Raw genomic sequence first — 21,433 nt, forward strand, 5'->3', positions numbered from 1 at the left:
TCGGGGCCGGATGTCCGGATTCTTCGCGATCTCCGCAAGAGTGCGGTACCGTCTCTCGACCGGTTCCTGACGGGCCGATCCGTGACGGTGCTGATCGAAACGGCCATCGAGCGCGCTGGCCTGCACTGGGCCGTCGGGGAGTTTGCGCTCGCGAGCGCGCTCCTCGCCTCCATGGGGCTCCTCGCAGGTCAATCATTCGGTCTCTTCGCGGCCCTTGGAGCGGCCACCGTGGGCTTGCTGCTGCCGACCGCGTTGCTCGTGGCGATGCGGCGCCGGCGGGTGCGGCGACTCGAGGAGCAGTTGCCGGAGGCGATCGACATGATCGTGAATGCGATGCGCGCCGGTTTTTCGTTCCAAGCCGCCATGAAGTTCGTGGGCGAGGAGATGACCGCACCGATCGGCGAAGAATTCGCCACCTTCTACGAGGAACAGCGGCTGGGGTTGGATGTGCGCGATGCGCTTCTTGATCTGCAGGAGCGTATCGACACGCTCGACATCAAGATGTTCGTTACGTCCCTGCTCATCCAGCGGGAAACCGGGGGTAATCTCAGTGAGGTTCTGACCGGGCTGTCCTCGCTGATCCGTGATCGTTCGGCGCTGCGCGACCAGATCGATACGCTGACCGCCGAACCAAAGCTGACGGGCAACGCGCTGTCGGCACTGCCGTTGCTGGCCTTTGCGGTGATCATGCTGCTGAACCGGCCCATGATGCAGCCGATGTTCGACGCGGACGCCGGACGCTATACCCTGGTGTTCGCAGCCGGTCTTCTGACAGTGGGATTTCTGGTGATGCGCCGGATTGCCCGCATTGACCTCTAGGGAACGATACCATGTCAACGTCACTCCTGATCTTCCTCGGCGTATTGCTCGTGGCGGCGTCCGTGTCGGTCTGGGCGCTGGTGGCCAACCATCGTCGCGCCGTGCTGATTGCGCGTGCCACCGAGCCCTCGGTAAACACGGGGCCTCGGCGACTGGTGTTGCACGGGGCCCGCAGCAGCTGGGGGGAGCGCTGGCACCACACGGCGGTCGCGCTGCTGCCGGCGTGGATGATCGGTGAATCCACCCCGTTGCGTCTCGTTCGGGCTGGGTTTGATGCCCCGAGTGCGCCATTGCTCTACCTGCTAATCCGCATTGCGGTGGCCGTGGCCAGCATCGGGTTGGGCGTCGCCTTCATCCCTCGGGAGTCGGAACTGCTGTACGTGGGCGGAGTGCTCGCCGCTGTGGCTTTCGGTCTGATGTTGCCGCCGTACCTCCTGCTCCGTTTCGAACGGGCGCGACAGCTGCAGATCCTTCGTGCGGTTCCGGACTGTCTTGACCTGCTGCTCGTCTGTGTTGAAGCCGGGGTCTCACTCGATGCGGCGATCCTGCGCGTCGGCCATGAGATGGAGCAGATGCATCCCGCACTCGCCCGCGAGTTGCTGGTGATCAATCGCAAGGGGAATGCGGGTGTTCGTCGGGACGATGCGTTGCGTGGGCTCTATGACCGTACCGGGGTAGAGCAGTTGCGCACGCTGGCCTCCACCATGATCCAAAGTGAACGGTGGGGCTCATCGATCGGCCGCGTATTGCGCGTGTACTCGGAGTCGCTGCGCCGTAAGCGTCGGCAATCGGCAGAGCGTCGAGCGGCCACCGCTGCGACCAAGATGATCTTTCCAATGGTGCTGTGCATCTTGCCCGCACTGTTCGTTGTGATTGGCGGCCCAATGGTAATCGGTCTCGGCCCAATCTTTGACGTCTTTGGTGGGCGGTGACACCAACGGCAGCCTCGCAGTGGAGGAACAATGTGCATGTTCAGGAATCGGCGCGGCGCCACGATGATTGTCGTCGGGGTGGCATTGACCGCCCTCATCGGCATCATGGCGCTGGCGATCGAGATGGGGCGCATGTACCTCTTCCGCGCGCAGGTGCATGTGTCGTCCGACGCGGCGGCCCTGGCCGGCGCCGAGCGTTTACTGCGTCAGGCGTATCAGGGTGCGGCCGACACAGCCGTCGCGTATGGACGGCTGAATCTCGTGGAGCGGACGATCCCCACCATCACCACGGCCGATGCGGTGCCAGGCGTCTGGAACTTCGCCAATGAGCGCTTCACGCCCGCCCCAAACGGCAGCTGGACCGCACCTTCCAACAATGCGGTGCAGGCCTCGGCACGCTACACGGCGCAATACCGTTTTGGTCGGCTCTTCGGACTCGCCACACGTGTGCGCTCCGCCACCAGCGTGGCGGCGATCGGTGGCGTGAGCGGGATCGCCTGTGTGCGTCCCTTGGCCGTGCCATACCAGCAGCTGCTCAATGCACGGTATGGCGAGGGCGGACGCGATGCGCGGACCTACGCGCTCACGGCCGACGACGTCAACTGGTACGCTGCCAACCACCCCATCATTCTGCTCAAATCGGGGAGTTCGAGTACAAACGTTGTCAGCGGCAACTTCTACGGCGTGCGCATGCCGCCGCTCGTGTACGCTGACGGCGCTATGGGTAATCCATGGAGCGGCGCCAACGATTTTTCGAATGCGCTCGGCAGTAACTGCGCTGGACTGGCCGCGCTGATCAGTGCAGCGGGGGGACGTCCCAATGTCTCTGCTGGTGACTGGTTACTGGCCGAGAATGGCAATATGGTCGGCAAGACCGGTGATGGGATTGCCGAGTTGTGCCGAGCTTCGGGGGGCATCACGCCTCCGAATGGCGGCGGCAACCGCTCGTTTGTGTGCAATGTCCCCACGCAGATGATCATCGCCATGTGGGCCGAGAGCGGCAACGCACCGGGGGCCTCCGGGTGCGGCGGTAAGTGCTTTCTGGTGAAGTACGTCGGTGTCTTTTACGTCACCGAATACCTGAAGGGAGAGGGTGTCCAAGGGTACTTCACGTCGCTGGCGACCCAGGGGCGGTTCTCTCCCCTCCCCAGTCTCATCAAGAAGATCGCCCTCGTGCAGTGATGCGAGCGCGCGGAGCACCGCCGCGAAGCAGGTTGCCCGTCGTTCCGTTTCCAGGAGAGCCTCATGACACAGGTCGTGCCATATGTCCATCGGGTGCGCGACGTGCTGCGGGACCGCTATCCCGAGCTGTCGCTCTTGCACGAAGGACGCTGCGGGCTCGTCTTCCTTGCTTCCCGTCCCGGCGCGTCTGGTGCCCCGGTTGTCGTGAAGGTGGCGTATCCCTTGGGTGCGGGAGAGGCTGATTCTACGCTCCTCGCGCGATTTCGCCGCGAGGCCGAGATCGGTGCGCGGTTGAACCACCCTCATATTCTGCGCAATGCTCGCCCTGAGATGATCCACGACGTGGCGTTCTACGAGATGCCGCAAGCGGGGCCGATACGGCTGGATCATCTCATCACCGCACCGAATCCACCGCAGTTCCCTCGCATTCTGACCATTCTCCAGCAGCTTGCCGATGCACTCGACTACGCGCATGCGCATGGGGTGGTACACGGTGCCTTGCGTCCGTCCGCGGTGCTGTTGGATATGGCGGGTAATGTCCTGCTGAAGGGCTTCTGCCTTCATCTGTCGGAGGCAGACGCACTATCGCCGCTGACCCCAGCCGTCGTGGGTGATCCGGCGTATATGGCGCCCGAGCAATGGCACGATCCAACGGTAGATCGCAGCCTCGATGTGTATGCCCTCGGCGTGCTGGCCTACGAACTGTGCACCAGTTCCGCCCGGGTCGGCTACGATGCGCAGGGGGTCCCGGAGATCCGACCCATTGAGCTGGCTCCGAACCATGCCCTCCGTGGCGATGTGCCCATGCATGCGACGGCCGCCATTCGGCGTGCCCTCAATAAGGACCCCGCCATGCGCTTCCCCACTGCTGGTCGGTTCGTGCGCGCGCTGACCGAACCTGAAGAGGCCCTCGGCCACAGTCTGCCAACGGTGAAGACTCCAGTGCCCACGCGGCGACACTCGCGGTGGATGCTTATCCTCCTGGTGCTGATTGTCGCGGTCACCCTCGCCAGTGCGGTCCCGTCTCCACTGCGTGATTGGCTGGTTTCACTTGTTCGCGTGACCGTGCGTTCGTAGGGGCGGCCGGTGGTCCGGCGCGCGGGGGGACCGTTAGCTTGCGCGGATGAATACGTTCCGGTTCGCATGCTTCTCGCCCGGTCTGCGCGTGCCTGTTCGATCTGCGCGGGGCGTATGACATCCGTCGCCTATCCCGTACCAGCCGAGGTGCATCGTGTTGCCACGGTCATCGATCGCAGCCGATTCATCTGCACGGTGACGCGAGTGGCCAGCGCCGACGAGGCGCAGGCGTTTCTCAGGACCCTGCATGGTGAGTTCCCCGACGCCACGCACCACTGCTGGGCGTACGTCGTGGGGAAACCCGGTAGCACCGATCGCATCGGTCTGAGCGACGATGGGGAACCTCATGGGACCGCCGGTCGTCCGATGCTCACGGTGCTTCTGCACAGTGGCATTGGCGAGATCATGGCCGTCGTGACCCGCTACTACGGCGGGACGAAGCTGGGCACGGGCGGGCTCGTGAAGGCCTACGGTGGCGCCGTTCAAGAGGCGCTCGCCTCGCTCCCGACGGAGCTGCGCGTAGATACCGTCACGGCCACGTTCGAGGTGGGCTATCACCTCGTGGGTGCGATCCAGCAGCTGTTGCCCACCGTGAAGGCAGAGGTCCTGACGCAGGACTTTGGCGTACATGCCACCTTCACGGTGAAGCTACCCCGGAGCGAGGCGTCGGCCCTCGAGGGGCAGATCGACAACCTCACACGGGGCAGCGGCGTGTTCCTCCTGAATGACTAGCCGTCGGTCTCAGCTCAACCCTTCGATCGTCCCGTCCGGGCGCAGGCGCATCCCTTCGGCTGCAGGCTTCTTCGACAGCCCGGGCATGGTCATGATGTCGCCGCACTTGGCGACCACGAAGCCCGCGCCGGCGCTGCCGTACACTTCGTTGACCGTGATGCGGAAGCCGGTGGGCACATTGAGGCGAGATGCATCGTCGGTGAGCGAGTACTGCGTCTTCGCCATGCACACCGGCGAGCGACCGAGGCCATTGGCCTCGAGCCAATCAATGCTCTTCTCCGCCGCACTCGAAAAATCCACGCCGTCGGCGCCGTAGACCTTCTGGGCGACCGTGCGGATCTTTTCGCGGATGGGCCGATCGCTTTCGTAGAGTGGATGGAACCTCGCGCGCTTGCTGTCGAGGAGAGCGAGCACCTCCGTCGCGAGCGCCTCGCCTCCGGCGCCGCCTTCCGCCCACACGTTGCAGAGCGCCACCGGTACGCCGAGCGTCTCGACATAGTCGCGCACCATCGCGAGCTCCGCATCACTGTCGCTCGTTCGACGATTGATCGCCACCACCACCGGCACGCCGTACTGCTGCACATTGCGCACGTGATGTGCCACATGCGGCAGGCCGCGCTCGAGGGCGTCCACGTCTTCGCGGTCGAGTTCCGACTTGGGCACGCCCCCCTGCATCTTGAGCGAGCGCACCGTGGCCACCAGCACGGCCGCTTCGGGGTTGAGACCACCGGCGCGGCACTTGATGTCGAAGAACTTCTCGGCGCCGAGGTCACTGCCGAAGCCTGCCTCGGTCACGACGATATCGCCGAGGGCGAGGCCGGTGCGTGTAGCCACGAGGGAGTTGCAGCCGTGCGCAATGTTGCCGAAGGGGCCCGCGTGCAGGATGGCGGGGCCACCCTCGAGGGTCTGCACGAGATTGGGGCGCAGCGCGTCTTTGAGCAGCAGGGTCATCGCACCGGTGGCGCCGAGATCGCGCGCGTACACCGGCTTCTTGTCCTTTCCGGCCGTGGTGCCCACGATGATGTTGCCGAGCCGCTGCTCGAGGTCCTCGGCGTCGGCCGCGAGTGCGACGATCGCCATGATCTCACTGGCGGGAATGATTACCCACCGTTCTTCACGCATGGTGCCGTTGCCGGTGCCTACGCCGATGATGGCGCTGCGTAGCGCACGATCGTTCATGTCGATCGTGCGCGGCCATGTGATGGCCTTGGGATTGATGCCGAGCGGGTTGCCGTGATACAGGTGGTTGTCGATCATCGCCGACAGCAGCGCATGCGCACTGGCGATCGCATGGAAATCGCCGGTGAAGTGCAGGTTGATGTCGTCCATGGGGAGCACCTGTGAGTAGCCGCCCCCTGCGGCGCCGCCCTTCACGCCGAATACCGGGCCAAGGCTCGGTTCGCGCATGCAGAGCACAGCGTTGTGCCCGAGCCGACGAAGCGCCTGAGAAAGGCCCACGCTCACGGTGCTCTTCCCTTCGCCTGCCGGCGTGGGGTTGATGGCGGTGACGAGCACCAGTCGACCCTTGGGCGGCGCGGCGGCCAGCGAGAGCGGCAGCTTCGCCTTGTATTTGCCGTACAGGTCGATGTCGTCCTCGCCGAGGCCAAGGTCGGCTGCCACATCGCGGATGGGGCGCATGACTGCCTGCTGGGCGATTGCGATGTCGCTGGGAACGGAAGCGGGCGTAACCGTCATGGCGAGGAGGTGGGTGCGGGTGCATGTTGTGGGCACGGCGTGTCTTCTCTATATAGATGCCGCGCGCGCCGTGCCACCGGCTGATCATGCTGCGGTCCCTCCCGTTGCACAACTCACGGCCGTCTCTGGCCACCAAGTACGTGCACGTCGACCGGGCCCTGCCCATGGGTGCTGGTAGACAGGTGTCACGAGGCACGCCGGCGCGGCTGCCCGAGCCGACGTTCACGAACCTCGGACGCTTCCGCCGCGTTCAACGCCCATGGAGACGTTCCTGAACCCCACGTTCCTGTTCGGCATCCTGGAGCCCATGGGCGCCGCTCTGGTGTTCTGTGCGTGGATGCTTTGGGATCTGCGCCGGGAGAATAAGGCGGCCGCGGCGCGCCAGGCGGCCGTTGCTGCTGGTTCAACGCCATCCCCCTAGCCGTCCGTAGCACCTCTGCCGGCGTTTTCGTCGGCTGCGTCCACCGGATCCTTTACGCCCGCCGCGGCGTTGCCCACCCTCCCCGCTTCCCTGCACATGACCGACGTTCGCAAACTCTCGTGGGACGACATGGCCGTTGAGGAGCTCACGCCGCTCATCGGCCGCCGCCTGATCTACACCGACAAGCAGATGCTTGCCCACGTGTATCTCAAGCAGGGCGCCCTCGTCCCCGCGCACGACCATATCAATGAGCAGATCACCTACGTTCTCTCGGGCGCTCTCCGCTTCTGGATCGGCGAGCACGCCGACAATCCGGGCGACACGTATGTGGATGTGCGCGCCGGCGATGTGCTCGTGATCCCCAGCATGGTGCGGCACCGGGCCGAGGCGCTCGAGGACACGCTCGACGTGGACATCTTCAATCCGCCGCGGCAGGACTGGATCGACAAATCCGACGACTACCTGCGTTCCGGCACGCCGATGCGCAACGGAGGACAGGGCTGATGGATCTCGGCATCAAGGGGAAGGTCGCCCTCGTCTGTGGCGCGAGCCGTGGCATCGCCTACGCTACCGCTGAGGAGCTCGCGCGCGAGGGGGTGGAGCTCGTGATCTGCTCGCGTGACGGGAGCTCGATCCGCGAGGCTCGGGCGCGGCTCGAAGCCTTCGGGGTCACGGTGACCGCGCTCGAGGCCGATCTCGCCACCGCCGAGGGGATCGCGCACGTGGTGCATCACACGAAGGCGGCGTATCCGAACGGCATCGACATCTTGGTGTGCAACACCGGGGGGCCGCCGACCGGCGCGCCGCTGGCGCACGACTGGGACACCTGGAGCAAGGCGACGGACCTGCTGCTGCGCAGTGTCGTGGAGCTCACGCGGGCGTTCGTGCCGGCGATGCAGGAGAAGAAGTGGGGGCGCGTCATCGCCATCACCTCCCTTGCGGTCAAACGGCCACAGGGCGCGCTGGTCCTGAGTAATGCCCTGCGCGCCGCCGTAACGGGCTTCCTCCGCACCCTCGCCGACGATGTGGGGAAGGACGGCGTGACGGTGAACACCGTCCTCCCCGGCTTTACGGCCACCGAGCGCCTCGACGCCCTGGCCGCGGCCACGTCGCAGCGCACGGGGCAGTCGTCGGAGGCGATTTTCGCCGGCTGGGCCAGCGAATCCCCGTTGGGGCGCGTGGGGCGTCCCGAGGAGCTGGCCGCGGTGATAGCTTTCCTTTGCTCGACGAAGGCCGGATTCATGACGGGGCAGGCCGTGCTGGTCGACGGCGGCGCCGTGAAGTCGCTGATCTGACCTCCTCCACGTTCCTTCAGCACCCCCGCACATGAGCCGCATCACCGAGACGCAGTGGATCTGGCGCGATGGCCATTTCATCCCATGGGCCGACGCCACGATTCACGTGCTCAGCCACTCCGTGCAGTTCGGATCGTCCGCTTTCGAGGGGATCCGCGCGTACAGCACGCCGCGCGGTCCGGCGATCTTCCGGCTCAAGGAGCACCTCGAGCGGCTGATGCACTCCTGCAAGATCTATCGCATGGAGGTGCCGTGGACGATCGAGCAGTTGACCGAGGCGTCTCGTGAACTGATCGTGCGCAACGGTGTGGAGAGCTGCTACCTGCGCCCCATGGTGGTGCGTGGCTACGGCACGGCCGGTATGGTACCGGTGGGCTCCCCGGTCGAGACCTACCTCCCCTGCTGGCCGTGGGGGGCGTACCTCGGCGACGAAGCGCTCGAGGCCGGGGTGGATGCGTGCATCTCCAGCTGGCATCGCGTGCAGCCCAACACGATCCCCGCCATGGCGAAGATCGCGGGCAACTACCTCAGCGGTCAGCTCATCAAGATGGAAGCGCTCGCCAACGGCTTCGCCGAAGGGATCGCGCTCAGTCCGAGCGGCATGGTCAGCGAGGGGTCGGGGCAGAACGTGTTCATCGTGTCGAATGGCACACTGATCACCACACCGCTGGACGGCAGTATCCTTGGCGGCATCACGCGCGCCACGATCATGCAGTTGGCCGCCGATGCGGGCATCCCCGTGCGAGAGCTGCACATCCCGCGCGAGATGCTGTATATGGCCGATGAGGTGTTCTTCACCGGTACTGCCGCCGAGCTGACACCGGTGCGCAGCGTCGACCGGATCACGATCGGCATTGGCAAGGTGGGGCCCATCACCAAGCAGCTGCAGCGCGAATACCTGGGGATCTGCAAGGGTCAGATCGAAGACCGGCACGGCTGGCTCACGCACTGCCGGTAACCACCGGACCATGAAATCCCGAAGTCCGGGGGCGCGCCGATTCGGGCGCTTCCCCGGACTTCACGTATCGGTCACCGTCCCACTCCTGATGCCCATCCTGCTCTCGTCGGCCCCATGGCGCTGACCTCCACCATGTACGCCATGCAGGTCGCGCTTGCCCACGTGGAGCGCGGCGTGTACGAGTCGCTCGACTTCCGCATGGCCATGCATCCTTCGGAGTCGCCGGAGTACTTCGTGGCGCGCCTGCTGGCGTATTGCCTCGAATACGCCGAGGGGATCGCTTTTTCGAAGGGGGTCTCCGATCCCGACGACCCCACGGTGAGCGTACGCGATCTGACCGGTACGATCACCACCTGGGTCGAGATCGGGCTGCCCGAGGCCGCGCGGCTGCACAAAGCCAGCAAGGCCAGTCCCCGCGTGGTGGTGTACACGCACAAGGATCCAACGGTGTGGCTGCGGCAGATCGCCGGCGAGCGAATTCACAAGGTGGAGCGGATCGAGTGCTGGATGTTTGATCGTGATCTGGTCGACGAACTCGTGGCGCGACTCGACCGTCGCATGTCCATCGAGCTGTCCGTCACCGATGGCGACCTCTTCCTAAATGTGGCGGGAGCGACACTCACCGGCAGTCTGCAGCGCATTCCCCTCGGCTAATTGACGTCCCGCGGTTTGGGCCCGAGCTTCTTCACATGCCGGTCACTGCCTCCTACCGGGCCTTCGTGCTCGAACGGCTGCAGCGCGCGCTGCCCGACGTCCGCACACGTGACATGTTCGGGGGCGTGGGCTTCTATGCGGGCGCCACGTTCTTCGCGCTCATCGGGAACGATGTGCTGTATTTCAAGGTCGACGACCATACGCGCCGGGACTACGAGGCGCGCGGGATGCGGGCGTTTCGCCCATTTGGTGAAGGCGGCGAGGTGATGCGGTACTTCGAAGTACCCGTCGAGGTGATCGAGGACGCCGACACCCTGCGGCAGTGGGCCGATGCGGCGGTGCAGGTGGGGCGGCGGTCGAAGCAGCGGCCAGGCAAACGCGCCGTCTGACGCCCCCGCGTCCAATCGGGTGGGAGTTGTCGCCCTATATTCGTGGTATGCGATTCTTTGGGGTTCTCGCGTCTCTGGGTCTCGGGCTCGCCGCCGGTGGCGGACTGGCTGCCTGTGCCGCTATCTCCCGGCCACCGGCCACACTGGCATCGCTCGAGCAGGATGCCGCACGGCTCGCGGACCGTGACCGCGTGACCCGCGATTCCGTTGTCGAGCGACTCGCCCGGCGGGCGGCCGCGCGCGGCGATCGCACGCTGGACCTCTTGCTGCTCTCGGGCGGCGGGCAGAATGGCGCGTTCGGCGCGGGCTTTCTGCGCGGCTGGCGTGCGCGCGCCGACGGGACCATGCCGACCTTCGATCTGGTGAGCGGCATCAGTACCGGTGCGTTGCAGGCGCCCTATGCGCTCCTCGGTACGACCGCGGCGCTCGACACGGTCACCGCCCTCTACGCGCGAGCGGCCACCAGCATTGCGCCCACCATCGACTGGTGGTTCTGGCTGCGGCGCACCGGGGGCCTGGTCAGCACGGCGCGATTCGACCACACCCTCGAGCGCGCCATCGATGGTCGCTTCCGCAATGAGCTGCGGACGGCATTCGGTGAAGATCGACAGATTGTATTTGCATCGGCCGATTTCGATCTGGGCATCGGGCGGCTCTGGTCGCTGGGCGACGAACTTGACACGACGGCGGCGGGACTCGTGCGGGCGCGTACGCTCTTGCGTGCCGCCACGGCTATCCCGGGGATCTTTCCGCCCGTCATCGTGGATGGGCACGTGCATGCCGACGGCGGCGTGGTGGAGAATGTGCTCCAGGTCCTCACGCTCGACGACTATCGCCGGCTGGCGCACCGTCTCGAGGCCAAGGGGATCACGGAGGTGACGGTGCGGGTCTGGGTGGTCATGAATCTCTGGAGCCATCCTGAACCCCGGGTGATCACGCCGTCGAGCCGGAGGCAGATCAGCACCCGCTCTACGGCGCTGCTTTTCTACCTCCACCAGCCATCCACGCTTACCGCGCTCGAGAATCTGGCGCGTGCCGTCAGCGCCGAGGTCCCCCGTCTGCGTATGCAGGTGCGGGTGGCGTCGCTACCGAATGAGGCGTCCGGTTTTCCCGGAGCGGAGAAGTTGTTCGAGCGCCACTTCATGCAACGGCTCGACTCGATCGGCTTTGCCAAAGCGGGCAGCCAGACGCCGTGGGACGTCGTCCCCTCTGCCTTCGCGCGGCCCGCTCGTCAGTAATGTCCCCATCATCGTTCGTCCCAATCGACGCTTCGTGACTACCTCCGTGAGTCCTCTCGACGTGGTGCGCGTTCACCCGCTCTGTGCCGAAACGCCCGTGGCTGCGCTGCAGTGCGCGACCACTCCGGCCGAGAGCGTGTATATACGGAGCAATTTCGAAACGCCGGACGCGCACGATGCCTGGACCGTTCGCGTGACCGGCGTGGTGCAGCGTCCCATCTCCCTCACGCTGGCTGACATCGCGGGCCTGCCCCAGCGTTCGGTGCACGTCACCATGGAGTGCGCCGGCAACTGGCGTCTAGGGATGGACCCCGTTCCCGAAGGTGAGCCGTGGCGGTACGGAGCCGTCAGCACTACCACATGGAGCGGCGTCTCCCTTTCCGGGCTACTCGAACTGGCTGGCGTACCGCCCGACGCCAGAGAGGTGGTGGCGGTCGGTGCCGACGCCGGCCCGCGCAGTGACGCCGCGGGGATCGTGCGCTTCGAGCGGTCGTTGCCGATCGACGTGGCCATGCATCCAGACACGCTGATCGCCACGCACATGGATGGCGCGCGGCTCACCCCTGATCATGGTGCGCCGCTGCGCGTGATCGTGCCGGGGTGGTACGGCATGGCGAGTGTGAAGTGGCTGGCCGGTCTCGAGGTGCGCACGGAGCCGTTCACCGGCTATTTCCAGCGGCAACGCTACGTGTACCACACCGGGGCCGGCACGATCCCGGTCACGCGTGCGCTTGTGAAGAGCATGATCGTGTCGCCACTGCCTGGTGCCAATTGCCCCACCGACGCGGACATCCGCGGGTGGGCGTGGTCCGGGCACGGGGCGATCACTCAGGTGGATGTCGCGGTGAATGATGCATGGCACCGTGCGGCGCTCGGCGTTCCTGCGTCGCCGTATGCCTGGACGCCGTTCTCGTTGCGCACGCAGCTGCCATCTGGTGATGTCATGCTGCGCAGTCGCGCCACCGATGCCTCGGGGGCGGTGCAACCCGATGTGATCGAGTGGAATTCGCTCGGCTATGGCAATAACGCGGTGCGAGCCATTCCGGTGCGCGTGGTGGGCGCTTCGCTTCCGGCGGCAGACGCATGACACCCGATGCCCGCGGTGGCGTTCACGCGTGATGCGGCCTCACATCCGTGCGGCGACGAGCGATGATGCCGTTGCGTTGAGCCGCTTCGCCCGCGATGCGTTTCACGACACCTTCGCGGCGGACAATGCGCCCGGTGACGTGGAGGCGTACCTGCGCGAGGCGTTCTCGCCGGAGAGGCAGGCGGCGGAGTTGGCCGATCCGCACCGCTGCTGTCTGCTCGCGACGGTCGGCGGTGACCTCGCCGGGTACGCATCGCTGATGCAGGACGCGGCGCATCCGTCGGTGGTCGCGGCGCATCCCGTGGAGCTCGAGCGGTTCTACGTGGCGCGCGCGTGGCACGGGCGCGGCCTGGCCGCCCTCCTCATGCAGACGGCGGTCGGGCAGGCGCGGGCCTGGGGCACCGATGTCGTGTGGCTCGGCGTTTGGGAGCGCAATGCGAGGGCGATCCGCTTCTACGAGAAGCAGGGTTACGAAACGGTCGGAGCCCAGACATTTCGCCTGGGCTCCGATCTGCAACGCGACTGCGTGATGCGCGTGCGGCTCGCCTGAGCCGTCAGCGCTTCCGTTGCGGTACTGGCGCCGTGGGCACATCCATGGTGTTGGGCATGTGCGGCGTTCCGCGATGGCACATGACGCAGGTTGTCTTTGGGCGCGGGTCATCGAGTTCCTTCACCTTCTCGATGTACTTGCTGTCGATGTCGCGCTGCATGCGTTCCATCTGACGGGCGATGACCTTGTTCTTGCGCTCGTCGCTGGCATAGTCGCCGTTGTCCATGTGGCAGTTCGTGCACGCGAAGCTCAGGCCGCGCCCGTACTGCTCGTCCATCATGGTGAGGAACTCCTTGACCGGCATGGCCTTGTGGAGCTTCACGTTCTTGAAGACGGCGCCGGCGGGCTCATTCTCGCGCCCCTTGAGGGTGGCCATGAGCGTGGCGATCGCCTCTTTGCGTACCGTATCGAGCTTCATGGGGCTCACCGGCTGACGGCGCGGGGTCGGCGCGGCGGGGGCGGCACCGGCGGGGGCGGCCACCGGTGTGGCGGTAGCCACGGCGACTTCCTGCTGCGAGCGGGCGCAGGCCAGCAGGGCACTGGTAGCCACGAGAGCGGCGGCGATAGACAGACGCATGGACGACGGGTCTCCGTAAGAGTACGGAGAACAATCTATAACATACTGGCCGCGGGCGACGACGTGGGGCGGTGGACCGGCGCCCTCTACCGCTTTTTCGCGAGGATCGTCCCGCGGCAGGTGATCGCCCCGCAGTGGCAGGGGAAGCGCCGCTTGGCCGCCGGGGTGTGCCGCTCCTCGAGCATGTAGGCGTAGTCGTACACCAGCTCCTCGCCCACCTCGATGTCATGGATCGATTCGATCCAAATGCGCCCATCTTCGATCACCGCATCGCAATTGGGGGCGCAGGAATGGTTGAGAAAGCGCGCCTCGTTGCCGTTCACCGCCGCGTCGACCACCACCTCGTCGTCGATCGCGAACAGATACGTGTGGTGCCGTTCCCCGGGCACGTCGGGATACCGCGCCTCCGCCTCGGCCGGTGTGAGCCGCTCTCCGGCGTACTCGACCAGGCGGGTCCCGGCGGCAATGGGACGAGTGGCAAAGCCCCCAGCCCCCTGAATTGGGCTGTGGCGGACCTCAAAAGGCAGGTCGGATGAGACTGACATTCCGGAATTTCACCACTCCGGCCTCGAATGTGCTAGCTTTCGGGACTTCAGGAGAACACCATGACCAAAACGGACGCGCGCTCGTCTGACGCGCCGATCCGCGCGGGCACCGAGCGCGACCAGCAGGATAACGAAGCCGGATCGAACGGCTTCGCGGCACTCGGTATCGACTCGCGTATCGCCGACGCCCTTTCGGCCCTCGGCTACGAAGAACCCACGCCCGTGCAGCGGGCCTCTATTCCCCCTCTGCTGGCCGGGCGCGACGTGCTCGCGCAGGCGGCGACGGGCACCGGCAAGACGGCCGCGTTCTCGCTGCCGCTGCTCACGCGCATCGGCGCCGGCCACAAGGCCGACGGCGGCGCTCCCTCGGTCCTCATTCTCGTGCCCACGCGCGAGCTTGCGATGCAGGTGGCCGAAGCGGTCCACCGCTACGGCAAGCCGCTGGGGCTCCACGCGCTCGCCGTGTACGGCGGCGCCAGCATGGAGCTGCAGATCCGCGCCCTCAAGCGCGGCGTGGATGTGGTGATCGCCACCCCCGGGCGCGCGCTCGATCACATCAAGCGCAACACGCTCCGCCTCGGTACGCTGCAGGCCGTGGTGCTCGACGAAGCCGACGAAATGCTCGACATGGGCTTCGCCGACGAGCTCGAGGCCATTCTCGACGCCACGCCCGACGGGAAGCAGACGGCGCTCTTTTCGGCGACGTTGCCGCCGCGCATTGCGGGCATTGCGCGCAAGTATCTGCGCAATCCGGAGCATGTCACGGTCGAACGCGAGGTCGTTGCCGAAGGCGAGACGGCGCGCGTGCGTCAGGTGGCGTACATCGTCTCGCGCGCCCACAAGATGCCGGCGCTCGCGCGCGTGCTCGACATCGAGCAGCCCACGAGCGCGATCGTCTTCTGCCGCACGCGCACCGAAGTGGACGAACTCAGCGAAACGCTCACGGCGCGCGGGCTGCGCGCCGAGTCGTTGCACGGCGGGTTGTCGCAGGACCAGCGTGATCGCGTGATGCAGAAGTTCCGCGCCAAGAAGGTGGACCTGCTCATTGCCACCGACGTGGCCGCGCGTGGCCTCGACGTGAAGCACGTGAGCCACGTGGTGAACTTCGATGTGCCCGCCGATGCGGAAACGTACGTGCATCGCATCGGGCGCACGGGTCGCGCCGGTCGTGAGGGGGTAGCGATCACGCTCGCCGAACCGCGCGAAAGCCGTTTGCTGCGCAACATCGAGCGGCAGACGAGCCAGAAGATCGACATGGCGCAGGTGCCCACGGTGGCCGACCTGCGCGCGCACCGTCAGGAGCTGGTGAAGGCCACCCTGCGCGAAGCGCTCGTGGAAGGGAACCTCGAGAGCTTCCGCGGCATGGTGGAAGCGCTCGCCGGCGAGTACGACCTGATGGAAGTGGCGGCTGCGGCGGTGAAGCTGGTGGCCGCGCGTCACGATGGCGAAGAAGCGGAGATTCCGGCGGTCACGCCGCGCGAACCGCGTGAGCGCTTCGATCGCGGAGAGCGCGCGGGTGGTGAGCGCTTCTCGCGTGATCGCCCCGAGCGCAGTGCGGGCTTCGACCGCGGCGAGCGTGGCGACAAGCGCGCGCCGCGTGAAGGGCCTCCGGCCAAGGGCAAGAAGGCCCGCCGCGAGACCGCCTGGACTGCGGCCACGCTGTGGATTGGCGCCGGCCGAAAGCTCAAGATGCGCCCGGGCGATCTCGTGGGCGCCATCGCGAACGAAGCGGGGCTCGACTCGAGTCACATCGGCTCGATCCAGATCGCCGACAACTTCAGCACGGTCGAAGTGCCGGAAGCGATGGCAGACGAGGTGATCTCGGCGCTCAAGAACACGAAGATCAAGGGATTGCGCGTGCAAGTGCGCCGCGACCGCCTGCGGGAGCGGTGAGCGCTGAGCGCTCTGGCGTGAGACGGAGAGCTGACGGGTGAGCTCGAGCCGTCAGCCCTGAGAGCAGCGAGCGGTGATCAACGCAGAAGGTGAGCGGTGAACCAGCGATGGTTCATTGCTCACCTTCTGCGTTCGTCACCTCCCATCACTATCCGGGCTCACATTGCACGCGGTTCCGGTCACGGCTGATTCTCGCGGCTCGGCAATGCGGCCGACGCGGTATCGGTGTAACCAGCGCGTCGGGTTGAGCGTCTGAGGACGGGGAACGCTTTCGGATTCGTCCCGTGTGCTATACCATGCAACGCACTCGACGTGCATCCGCACCGCGGACTGAGGATCGACTCACCGCCGACGGGCATACGGCCCTCGATCGGTATCTGGCCCAGATGGAAGTACTGACCAGGCGCGTGGGAGGCGCTGCGCAATGAACCTGCCTGCGAATGCCGGGGTGCCCGGTCACCTCGCCGTGATCATGGACGGCAATGGTCGCTGGGCGGCCAAGCGGGGGCGACCCCGCTGGATGGGCCATGCCCGCGGGGCGCAAACGGCGCGGGAAGTGGTGGCATACTGTGCGCGGCTCGGTGTGCAGCACCTCACCCTCTACGCCTTCTCCAGCGACAACTGGAAGCGCCCGCGTGAGGAGGTGGGGTTCCTCTTGGACCTCTTCGCCTCGCATCTCGACCGACAGCTCACCGAGTTGTGCGCGAACGGCATTCGCCTCTCGATCATCGGGCGTCGTGATCGCCTGCCCGCCACGCTCGTCGCCAAGATGGAAGACGCCGAGGCCCGTACGGCGCAGGGGACGCGCATGCACCTGCGCGTGGCGATCGACTACTCCAGCAAGGCGGCGCTACAGCAGGCCTTTGCACGAGTGAACGCGGGCGATGGCGAGTGGCCCGCCGAGCCGCTGCTCCCCAACGTGGATCTGCTGCTGCGCACCGGGGGGGAACGCCGCCTGTCAGACTTCCTGCTCTGGGAGTGCGCCTACGCGGAGCTCGCATTTCACGAGGCGCTCTTCCCCGACCTGACGACCGCGCACCTCGATGCGGTGTTCGCCGACTTCGCCGGTCGCGATCGCCGCTTCGGCGGCCTCGATTCGGCGCCGGCGCCGGTAGGAAGCGCGTAGGGCCCGGCCGGGGGCGCGCTTCGGTTGCAGTCAGGGGGATCCGGCGCGAAGTTCGTCGGCGTCGGATCGCTCCCTGTGGTGCCACCCCGCTCCTCCTTCCTGAGCCAGATGCGCCCCGTTCGCTCCCTACCGTTTTTGTTGTCGGCTGCCATCGGGCTGTCGATGGCATTTCCCGCGACGCTCTCCGCACAGAGCGCTCCGCCCGTCTTCATCGACGAACTCACCTGGACCGAAATCCGCGATCGCCAGCAGGCGGGTACGCGCTCGGTCATCATCGGCACCGCCGGGCAGGAGCAGAAGGGCCCGCATATGGTCGATGGTGAGCACAAGTGGGTGCTCACGCACACGACTGAACGCATTGCCCGCGCCCTTGGCGATGCGCTCGTGGCCCCGATCGTGACCTATGTGCCGGAGGGCAGCTGGGATCCGCCGCGCGGCCATATGACCAAGCCCGGCACGATCACGCTCCCCGAGGATCGCTTCGTAGAGCTGCTGCTGCACGCCGGTCGCTCGCTCAAGGCCGGTGGCTTCACCCAGATCATCTATATCGGTGACAGCGGTGGCAATCAGCGCGGCATGCAGAAGGCGGCCGAGCAGCTCAACGCCGAGTGGGCTGGCAGTGCCCGCGCCCTGTTCATCGGTGACTACTACACGAAAGCCGGCGAGGACATGCGCGTGATGCTGCGCGCGAAAGGCTACACCGACGATGACATCGGCAGCCACGCCGGCATGCTCGACACGTCGGAGCTGCTGTACGTGAATCCCAAGCTCGTACGCAAGGAACGCTTCGCGCGGAACGGTGGGGCGCCGGACAGCGGCGTGAACGGCGATCCCACCAAGGCGAGCGCCGAACTGGGCGCGGAGCTGTTGAAGATCAAGATCGACAATGCGCTGAACCAGGTTCGTACCCTGCGCACCGGAGGGAGCCGCTGATGGCCTACTCGATCATTCGTATGCTCGGCGTTGCGACCTTCGCCACGCTCGCGGTTGCATCTCCACTCGCCGCACAGGAGCGCCCCGATCCGTACGCGGCTCCATACATGGAGTCGATGACGTGGACGGAGATCCGCGACGCCATCGCCGGCGGCAAGAAGGTCGCGATCATCCCCACGGGCGGCACCGAGCAGAATGGGCCGCACATGGTGATGGGCAAGCACAACTACATCGTCACGTTTGCCGCTGGCCTGCTCGCGCAGCGGCTGGGCAACGCGCTGATCGCCCCGACGCTGCAGTACGTCCCGGAGGGTGACTACAATCGCCCTGGCTTCGGCGACAAACCCGGGGTGATCTCCCTGCTCGAGCCGGCGTACGAACAGGTGCTCGACGCTGCGGTGCGTTCCCTCAAGGTGCACGGCTTCACCGACATTATTCTGATCGGCGACAGCGGACCGAATCAGCGCGGCATGAGCAACATCGCGAAAGCGCTCAACGCCGAGTGGACAGGGAGTGGGGTGCGCGTACATGCCCTCACCGACTACTACGAGCAGGGACGCATCCTCATCCGCGATTACCTCAACAAGACGTACGGCTGGAGCGAGCAGGTGGTGGGCTCGCACGCCGGCACGAGTGACACGTCGCAGCTGCTGTACGTCTTCGCGCAGGGGATTCGCACCGACAAGCTCGCGCCGAATGGCGGCAGCCCCGATGCCGGTGTGCAGGGTGATCCCACCAAGGCTAGCGCGGCGATCGGCAAGATCGCGATTGACTTCAAGGTAAACTCCGCACTTTCGCAGTTCCGTAGCGGCACCAGCGCGAAATAGCGACGAGCAAGAGCGGTGCGGCGGTCCTGAACGCACGAGGGGCGCTCCGGTGCACGCCGGAACGCCCCTCGTCGTTTTTCTGCTGTCGCTCGCTTACGCGAGGTCGAAACGATCCGCGTTCATCACCTTGTTCCACGCGGCCACGAAGTCGTGCACGAACCGCTCGCCGCTGTCGCTCTGGCCGTATACCTCGGCCAGCGCGCGCAGTTCGGAGTGCGAACCGAAGATCAGGTCCACGCGCGTGGCGGTGTACTTCACGTCGCCGGTCACGCGGTCACGGCCTTCGAACACTTCCGTGCTGCCGTTCATCGGCGCCCACGTCGTGTCCATGCTGAGCAGGTTCACGAAGAAGTCGTTCGACAGCGTTTCCGGACGGTCGGTGAGCACGCCGTGCTTGGTGGCGCCGTAGTTGGCACCGAGGGCACGCATGCCACCCACCAGCACCGTCATCTCCGGCGCCGTGAGGCCAAGGAGCTGCGCCTTGTCCACGAGCAGCTCTTCGGCCGGCTTGCTGAACACGGTCTTCTGATAGTTGCGGAAGCCATCGGCCTGCGGCTCAAGCACCGCGTATGAGTGCGCGTCGGTGTGCGCCTGCGTCGCATCCATGCGGCCAGGCGTGAACGGCACCGAGATGTCGACGCCTGCCTTCTTTGCCGCCGCCTCGATGGCTGCGGCACCGCCGAGCACGATCAGATCGGCGATCGACACCTTCTTGCCACCCGTGGCCGAGGCGTTGAACTCCTTCTGGATCGTCTCGTAGATCTCGAGCACGCGGGCGAGCTTCGCGGGCTGGTTCACGTCCCACTGCTTCGCGGGCTCGAGACGGATACGCGCACCGTTGGCGCCACCGCGGCGATCACTGCCGCGGAAGGTGCTGGCCGACGACCAGGCCACGTACACGAGCTGGGCGATCGGCAGGCCAGCCGCGAGAATCTTGCCCTTGAGCGCGGTGATGTCGGCCGCGTTGATGACCGGGTGATCACAGGCCAGGATGGGATCCTGCCACAGCAGGTCTTCCTGCGGAATCCACGGTCCCACGTAACGCGTCTTGGGGCCCATGTCGCGGTGCGTGAGCTTGAACCACGCGCGCGCGAAGGCGTCGTGGAACGCCTGCGGATTCTGGTGGAAGCGCTTGGAGATCTCGAGGTAGCTCGGGTCGGTGCGCAGCGCGATGTCGGCGGTGCTCATGGCCGGACGCACCTTCTTGTTCGGCTCGTGCGCGTCGGGCACGACCAGCGACGCCGCCTTGTCGGTGGGCTCCCAGATGTTGGCGCCGGCGGGGCTCTTGGTGAGCTCCCACTCGAAGCCGAAGAGCGTGTCGAAGTAGCCGTTGTCCCACTTGGTGGGGTTGGGCGTCCAGGCGCCTTCGAGCCCCGACGTGGTGGTGTGCGCGCCCTTGCCGGTGCCGAAGCTGTTGGCCCAGCCGAGGCCCATCATTTCGATCGGCGCGCCTTCCGGCTCCGGACCCACGAGCGCCGGGTCGCCGGCGCCATGCATCTTGCCGAAGGTGTGACCGCCGGCAACGAGCGCCACGGTCTCCTCGTCGTTCATCGCCATGCGCGCGAAGGTCTCGCGGATGTCACGCGCCGAGGCCATCGGGTCGGGCTTGCCGTCCGGGCCTTCGGGGTTCACGTAGATGAGCCCCATCTGCACGGCGGCGAGCGGGTTTTCGAGCTCACGATCGCCGGTGTAGCGGCTGTTTTCCTTCTCGCTGGTGGCGAGCCACTCGCCTTCGCTCCCCCAGTAGATGTCCTGCTCGGGCTCCCACACATCTTCGCGGCCGAAGGAGAAGCCGAAGGGCTTGAAGCCCATGGTTTCCATGCCGATGTCGGCGGCGAGGATGAAGAGGTCGGCCCACGAGACCTTGTTGCCGTACTTCTGCTTGATCGGCCACAGGAGGCGGCGCGCCTTGTCGAGATTTCCGTTGTCGGGCCAGCTGTTGAGCGGGGCGAAGCGCTGCGTGCCGCTGCCGGCGCCGCCGCGGCCGTCGGCCGTGCGGTAGGTGCCCGCGCTGTGCCAGGCCATGCGCACGAAGAAGGGGCCGTAGTGGCCGTAGTCAGCCGGCCACCAGTCCTTCGAGTCCGTCTGGAGCGCGACGAGATCGGCCTTCAGCGCGGCCACGTCGAGCGTCTTGAGCGCGTCGGCATACTTGAAGCCCGGGAGCGGGTTCGAGAGCGACGAGTGCTGCCGGAGGATGCCCACATTGAGGGCATTGGGCCACCAGTCACGATTGGTGCGGCCGCGGGGCGCGGAGGTCGCGCCATGTGCCGCAGTCGCGCCGTGCATCACGGGGCACTTGCCCCCGTTTCCACCGGAATGTCCTTCCATCGTTCTCTCTCCAATCGGAGCGTCGTGGGTAGTCGTGCATCGGAACCGCGATGAAGCCGGCGCGGGTTCGCGCAGGGCCTCACAGAGCGGAATAGCTGACGAACGATATGAGGTCCCGGTATAGGCAGCAATGGGTCGCTTCCTATACAAGGCATAGGATGTCACTATATCTCAA

22 protein-coding genes are annotated in these 21,433 nt (G+C 66.2%); 18 read left to right on the plus strand and 4 right to left on the minus strand.

Translation table 11 applies throughout. The annotated features are described in order from the left end of the window. The first annotated feature begins 81 nt into the window (after positions 1-81). The 5 genes from ACIQ51_RS03005 to ACIQ51_RS03025 all read left to right on the plus strand — a co-directional run bounded on the left by ACIQ51_RS03005 (position 82) and on the right by ACIQ51_RS03025 (position 4,742). Positions 82-819, plus strand: coding sequence for a type II secretion system F family protein (locus ACIQ51_RS03005; protein ID WP_396203523.1), 738 nt, complete (start codon positions 82-84; stop codon positions 817-819). An 11-nt stretch (positions 820-830) separates the two neighbouring features. After that, positions 831-1,751, plus strand: a complete 921-nt coding sequence (locus ACIQ51_RS03010; RefSeq protein WP_396203524.1) for a type II secretion system F family protein — start codon at positions 831-833, stop codon at positions 1,749-1,751. 36 nt (positions 1,752-1,787) lie between these two features. Next, a complete protein-coding gene (locus ACIQ51_RS03015; RefSeq protein ID WP_396203525.1) occupies positions 1,788-2,933 on the plus strand; it encodes a TadE/TadG family type IV pilus assembly protein in 1,146 nt (381 codons plus the stop codon). Between the two features lie 63 nt (positions 2,934-2,996). Continuing rightward, the gene (locus tag ACIQ51_RS03020) at positions 2,997-4,010 is read left to right on the plus strand and encodes a serine/threonine-protein kinase (RefSeq protein WP_396203526.1); all 1,014 of its coding nucleotides are present in this window, start codon (positions 2,997-2,999) and stop codon (positions 4,008-4,010) included. Between the two features lie 114 nt (positions 4,011-4,124). After that, the gene (locus ACIQ51_RS03025; RefSeq protein WP_396203527.1) at positions 4,125-4,742 is read left to right on the plus strand and encodes a YigZ family protein; all 618 of its coding nucleotides are present in this window, start codon (positions 4,125-4,127) and stop codon (positions 4,740-4,742) included. Positions 4,743-4,751: 9 nt separating this feature from the next. Here the strand turns inward: ACIQ51_RS03025 and ACIQ51_RS03030 are convergent, their stop codons facing one another. Beyond that, the gene (locus tag ACIQ51_RS03030; RefSeq protein ID WP_396203528.1) at positions 4,752-6,437 is read right to left on the minus strand and encodes a formate--tetrahydrofolate ligase; all 1,686 of its coding nucleotides are present in this window, start codon (positions 6,435-6,437) and stop codon (positions 4,752-4,754) included. A 259-nt stretch (positions 6,438-6,696) separates the two neighbouring features. Between ACIQ51_RS03030 and ACIQ51_RS03035 the strand changes: the two genes are divergently transcribed. From ACIQ51_RS03035 to ACIQ51_RS03075, 9 genes are all read left to right on the plus strand, one after another. Continuing rightward, complete coding sequence (locus tag ACIQ51_RS03035) at positions 6,697-6,858, plus strand: hypothetical protein (protein WP_396203529.1); 162 nt, start codon at positions 6,697-6,699, stop codon at positions 6,856-6,858. 96 nt (positions 6,859-6,954) lie between these two features. Further along, positions 6,955-7,362, plus strand: coding sequence for a cupin domain-containing protein (locus tag ACIQ51_RS03040; protein ID WP_396203530.1), 408 nt, complete (start codon positions 6,955-6,957; stop codon positions 7,360-7,362). Then, positions 7,362-8,153 carry an SDR family oxidoreductase gene (locus ACIQ51_RS03045; protein WP_396203531.1) on the plus strand — a complete coding sequence of 264 codons (792 nt, stop codon included), beginning with the start codon at positions 7,362-7,364 and terminating at the stop codon, positions 8,151-8,153. Before ACIQ51_RS03040 ends, ACIQ51_RS03045 begins: the two co-directional genes overlap by 1 nt. 31 nt (positions 8,154-8,184) lie before the next feature. Further along, positions 8,185-9,111 carry a branched-chain amino acid transaminase gene (locus tag ACIQ51_RS03050; RefSeq protein ID WP_396203532.1) on the plus strand — a complete coding sequence of 309 codons (927 nt, stop codon included), beginning with the start codon at positions 8,185-8,187 and terminating at the stop codon, positions 9,109-9,111. Between the two features lie 114 nt (positions 9,112-9,225). Then, entirely contained in the window at positions 9,226-9,765 is a 540-nt protein-coding gene (locus tag ACIQ51_RS03055; protein WP_396203533.1) for a YaeQ family protein, read from the plus strand. Positions 9,766-9,800: 35 nt separating this feature from the next. Further along, on the plus strand, positions 9,801-10,154 hold the full coding sequence (locus ACIQ51_RS03060; RefSeq protein WP_396203534.1) for a TfoX/Sxy family protein: 354 nt from the start codon (positions 9,801-9,803) through the stop codon (positions 10,152-10,154). 47 nt (positions 10,155-10,201) lie between these two features. Next, the gene (locus ACIQ51_RS03065; protein ID WP_396203535.1) at positions 10,202-11,392 is read left to right on the plus strand and encodes a patatin-like phospholipase family protein; all 1,191 of its coding nucleotides are present in this window, start codon (positions 10,202-10,204) and stop codon (positions 11,390-11,392) included. A 46-nt stretch (positions 11,393-11,438) separates the two neighbouring features. Further along, positions 11,439-12,479: a sulfite oxidase gene (locus tag ACIQ51_RS03070; protein WP_396203536.1), complete on the plus strand. Its 1,041-nt coding sequence runs from the start codon at positions 11,439-11,441 to the stop codon at positions 12,477-12,479. Positions 12,480-12,510: 31 nt separating this feature from the next. Continuing rightward, a complete protein-coding gene (locus tag ACIQ51_RS03075) occupies positions 12,511-13,029 on the plus strand; it encodes a GNAT family N-acetyltransferase (RefSeq protein ID WP_396203605.1) in 519 nt (172 codons plus the stop codon). Positions 13,030-13,033: 4 nt separating this feature from the next. On the opposite strand, the gene ACIQ51_RS03080 is transcribed toward ACIQ51_RS03075, so the two are convergent. Together ACIQ51_RS03080 and ACIQ51_RS03085 are read right to left on the minus strand one after the other, a co-directional pair. Next, positions 13,034-13,606 carry a c-type cytochrome gene (locus ACIQ51_RS03080; protein ID WP_396203537.1) on the minus strand — a complete coding sequence of 191 codons (573 nt, stop codon included), beginning with the start codon at positions 13,604-13,606 and terminating at the stop codon, positions 13,034-13,036. Positions 13,607-13,692: 86 nt separating this feature from the next. Continuing rightward, positions 13,693-14,151, minus strand: a complete 459-nt coding sequence (locus ACIQ51_RS03085; RefSeq protein WP_396203538.1) for an SET domain-containing protein — start codon at positions 14,149-14,151, stop codon at positions 13,693-13,695. Between the two features lie 60 nt (positions 14,152-14,211). Here ACIQ51_RS03085 and ACIQ51_RS03090 point away from each other — a divergent pair, with 60 nt between their 5' ends. From ACIQ51_RS03090 to ACIQ51_RS03105, 4 genes are all read left to right on the plus strand, one after another. Continuing rightward, positions 14,212-16,044, plus strand: coding sequence for a DEAD/DEAH box helicase (locus ACIQ51_RS03090; protein ID WP_396203539.1), 1,833 nt, complete (start codon positions 14,212-14,214; stop codon positions 16,042-16,044). A gap of 424 nt (positions 16,045-16,468) precedes the next feature. Continuing rightward, entirely contained in the window at positions 16,469-17,170 is a 702-nt protein-coding gene (uppS, locus tag ACIQ51_RS03095; RefSeq protein WP_396203540.1) for a polyprenyl diphosphate synthase, read from the plus strand. 138 nt (positions 17,171-17,308) lie between these two features. Continuing rightward, a complete protein-coding gene (locus tag ACIQ51_RS03100) occupies positions 17,309-18,103 on the plus strand; it encodes a creatininase family protein (RefSeq protein WP_396203541.1) in 795 nt (264 codons plus the stop codon). Further along, complete coding sequence (locus tag ACIQ51_RS03105) at positions 18,103-18,930, plus strand: creatininase family protein (protein ID WP_396203542.1); 828 nt, start codon at positions 18,103-18,105, stop codon at positions 18,928-18,930. Before ACIQ51_RS03100 ends, ACIQ51_RS03105 begins: the two co-directional genes overlap by 1 nt. 93 nt (positions 18,931-19,023) lie before the next feature. On the opposite strand, the gene katG is transcribed toward ACIQ51_RS03105, so the two are convergent. Then, positions 19,024-21,258 carry a catalase/peroxidase HPI gene (gene katG / locus ACIQ51_RS03110; RefSeq protein WP_396203543.1) on the minus strand — a complete coding sequence of 745 codons (2,235 nt, stop codon included), beginning with the start codon at positions 21,256-21,258 and terminating at the stop codon, positions 19,024-19,026. Between the last annotated feature and the right edge of the window lie 175 nt (positions 21,259-21,433).

Origin of the sequence: Gemmatimonas sp. (assembly GCF_044344655.1) — a bacterium.
Lineage (GTDB): Bacteria > Gemmatimonadota > Gemmatimonadetes > Gemmatimonadales > Gemmatimonadaceae > Gemmatimonas.

Coding starts and splice junctions, on each gene's coding strand:
- ACIQ51_RS03010 (WP_396203524.1), top strand. CDS start 831: ATGTCAACGTCACTCCTGATCTTCCTCGGCGTATTGCTCGTGGCGGCG.
- ACIQ51_RS03015 (WP_396203525.1), top strand. CDS start 1,788: ATGTTCAGGAATCGGCGCGGCGCCACGATGATTGTCGTCGGGGTGGCA.
- ACIQ51_RS03020 (WP_396203526.1), top strand. CDS start 2,997: ATGACACAGGTCGTGCCATATGTCCATCGGGTGCGCGACGTGCTGCGG.
- ACIQ51_RS03025 (WP_396203527.1), top strand. CDS start 4,125: ATGACATCCGTCGCCTATCCCGTACCAGCCGAGGTGCATCGTGTTGCC.
- ACIQ51_RS03030 (WP_396203528.1), bottom strand. CDS start 6,437: ATGACGGTTACGCCCGCTTCCGTTCCCAGCGACATCGCAATCGCCCAG.
- ACIQ51_RS03035 (WP_396203529.1), top strand. CDS start 6,697: ATGGAGACGTTCCTGAACCCCACGTTCCTGTTCGGCATCCTGGAGCCC.
- ACIQ51_RS03040 (WP_396203530.1), top strand. CDS start 6,955: ATGACCGACGTTCGCAAACTCTCGTGGGACGACATGGCCGTTGAGGAG.
- ACIQ51_RS03045 (WP_396203531.1), top strand. CDS start 7,362: ATGGATCTCGGCATCAAGGGGAAGGTCGCCCTCGTCTGTGGCGCGAGC.
- ACIQ51_RS03050 (WP_396203532.1), top strand. CDS start 8,185: ATGAGCCGCATCACCGAGACGCAGTGGATCTGGCGCGATGGCCATTTC.
- ACIQ51_RS03055 (WP_396203533.1), top strand. CDS start 9,226: ATGGCGCTGACCTCCACCATGTACGCCATGCAGGTCGCGCTTGCCCAC.
- ACIQ51_RS03060 (WP_396203534.1), top strand. CDS start 9,801: ATGCCGGTCACTGCCTCCTACCGGGCCTTCGTGCTCGAACGGCTGCAG.
- ACIQ51_RS03065 (WP_396203535.1), top strand. CDS start 10,202: ATGCGATTCTTTGGGGTTCTCGCGTCTCTGGGTCTCGGGCTCGCCGCC.
- ACIQ51_RS03075 (WP_396203605.1), top strand. CDS start 12,511: ATGCGGCCTCACATCCGTGCGGCGACGAGCGATGATGCCGTTGCGTTG.
- ACIQ51_RS03080 (WP_396203537.1), bottom strand. CDS start 13,606: ATGCGTCTGTCTATCGCCGCCGCTCTCGTGGCTACCAGTGCCCTGCTG.
- ACIQ51_RS03085 (WP_396203538.1), bottom strand. CDS start 14,151: ATGTCAGTCTCATCCGACCTGCCTTTTGAGGTCCGCCACAGCCCAATT.
- ACIQ51_RS03090 (WP_396203539.1), top strand. CDS start 14,212: ATGACCAAAACGGACGCGCGCTCGTCTGACGCGCCGATCCGCGCGGGC.
- uppS (WP_396203540.1), top strand. CDS start 16,469: ATGAACCTGCCTGCGAATGCCGGGGTGCCCGGTCACCTCGCCGTGATC.
- ACIQ51_RS03105 (WP_396203542.1), top strand. CDS start 18,103: ATGGCCTACTCGATCATTCGTATGCTCGGCGTTGCGACCTTCGCCACG.
- katG (WP_396203543.1), bottom strand. CDS start 21,258: ATGGAAGGACATTCCGGTGGAAACGGGGGCAAGTGCCCCGTGATGCAC.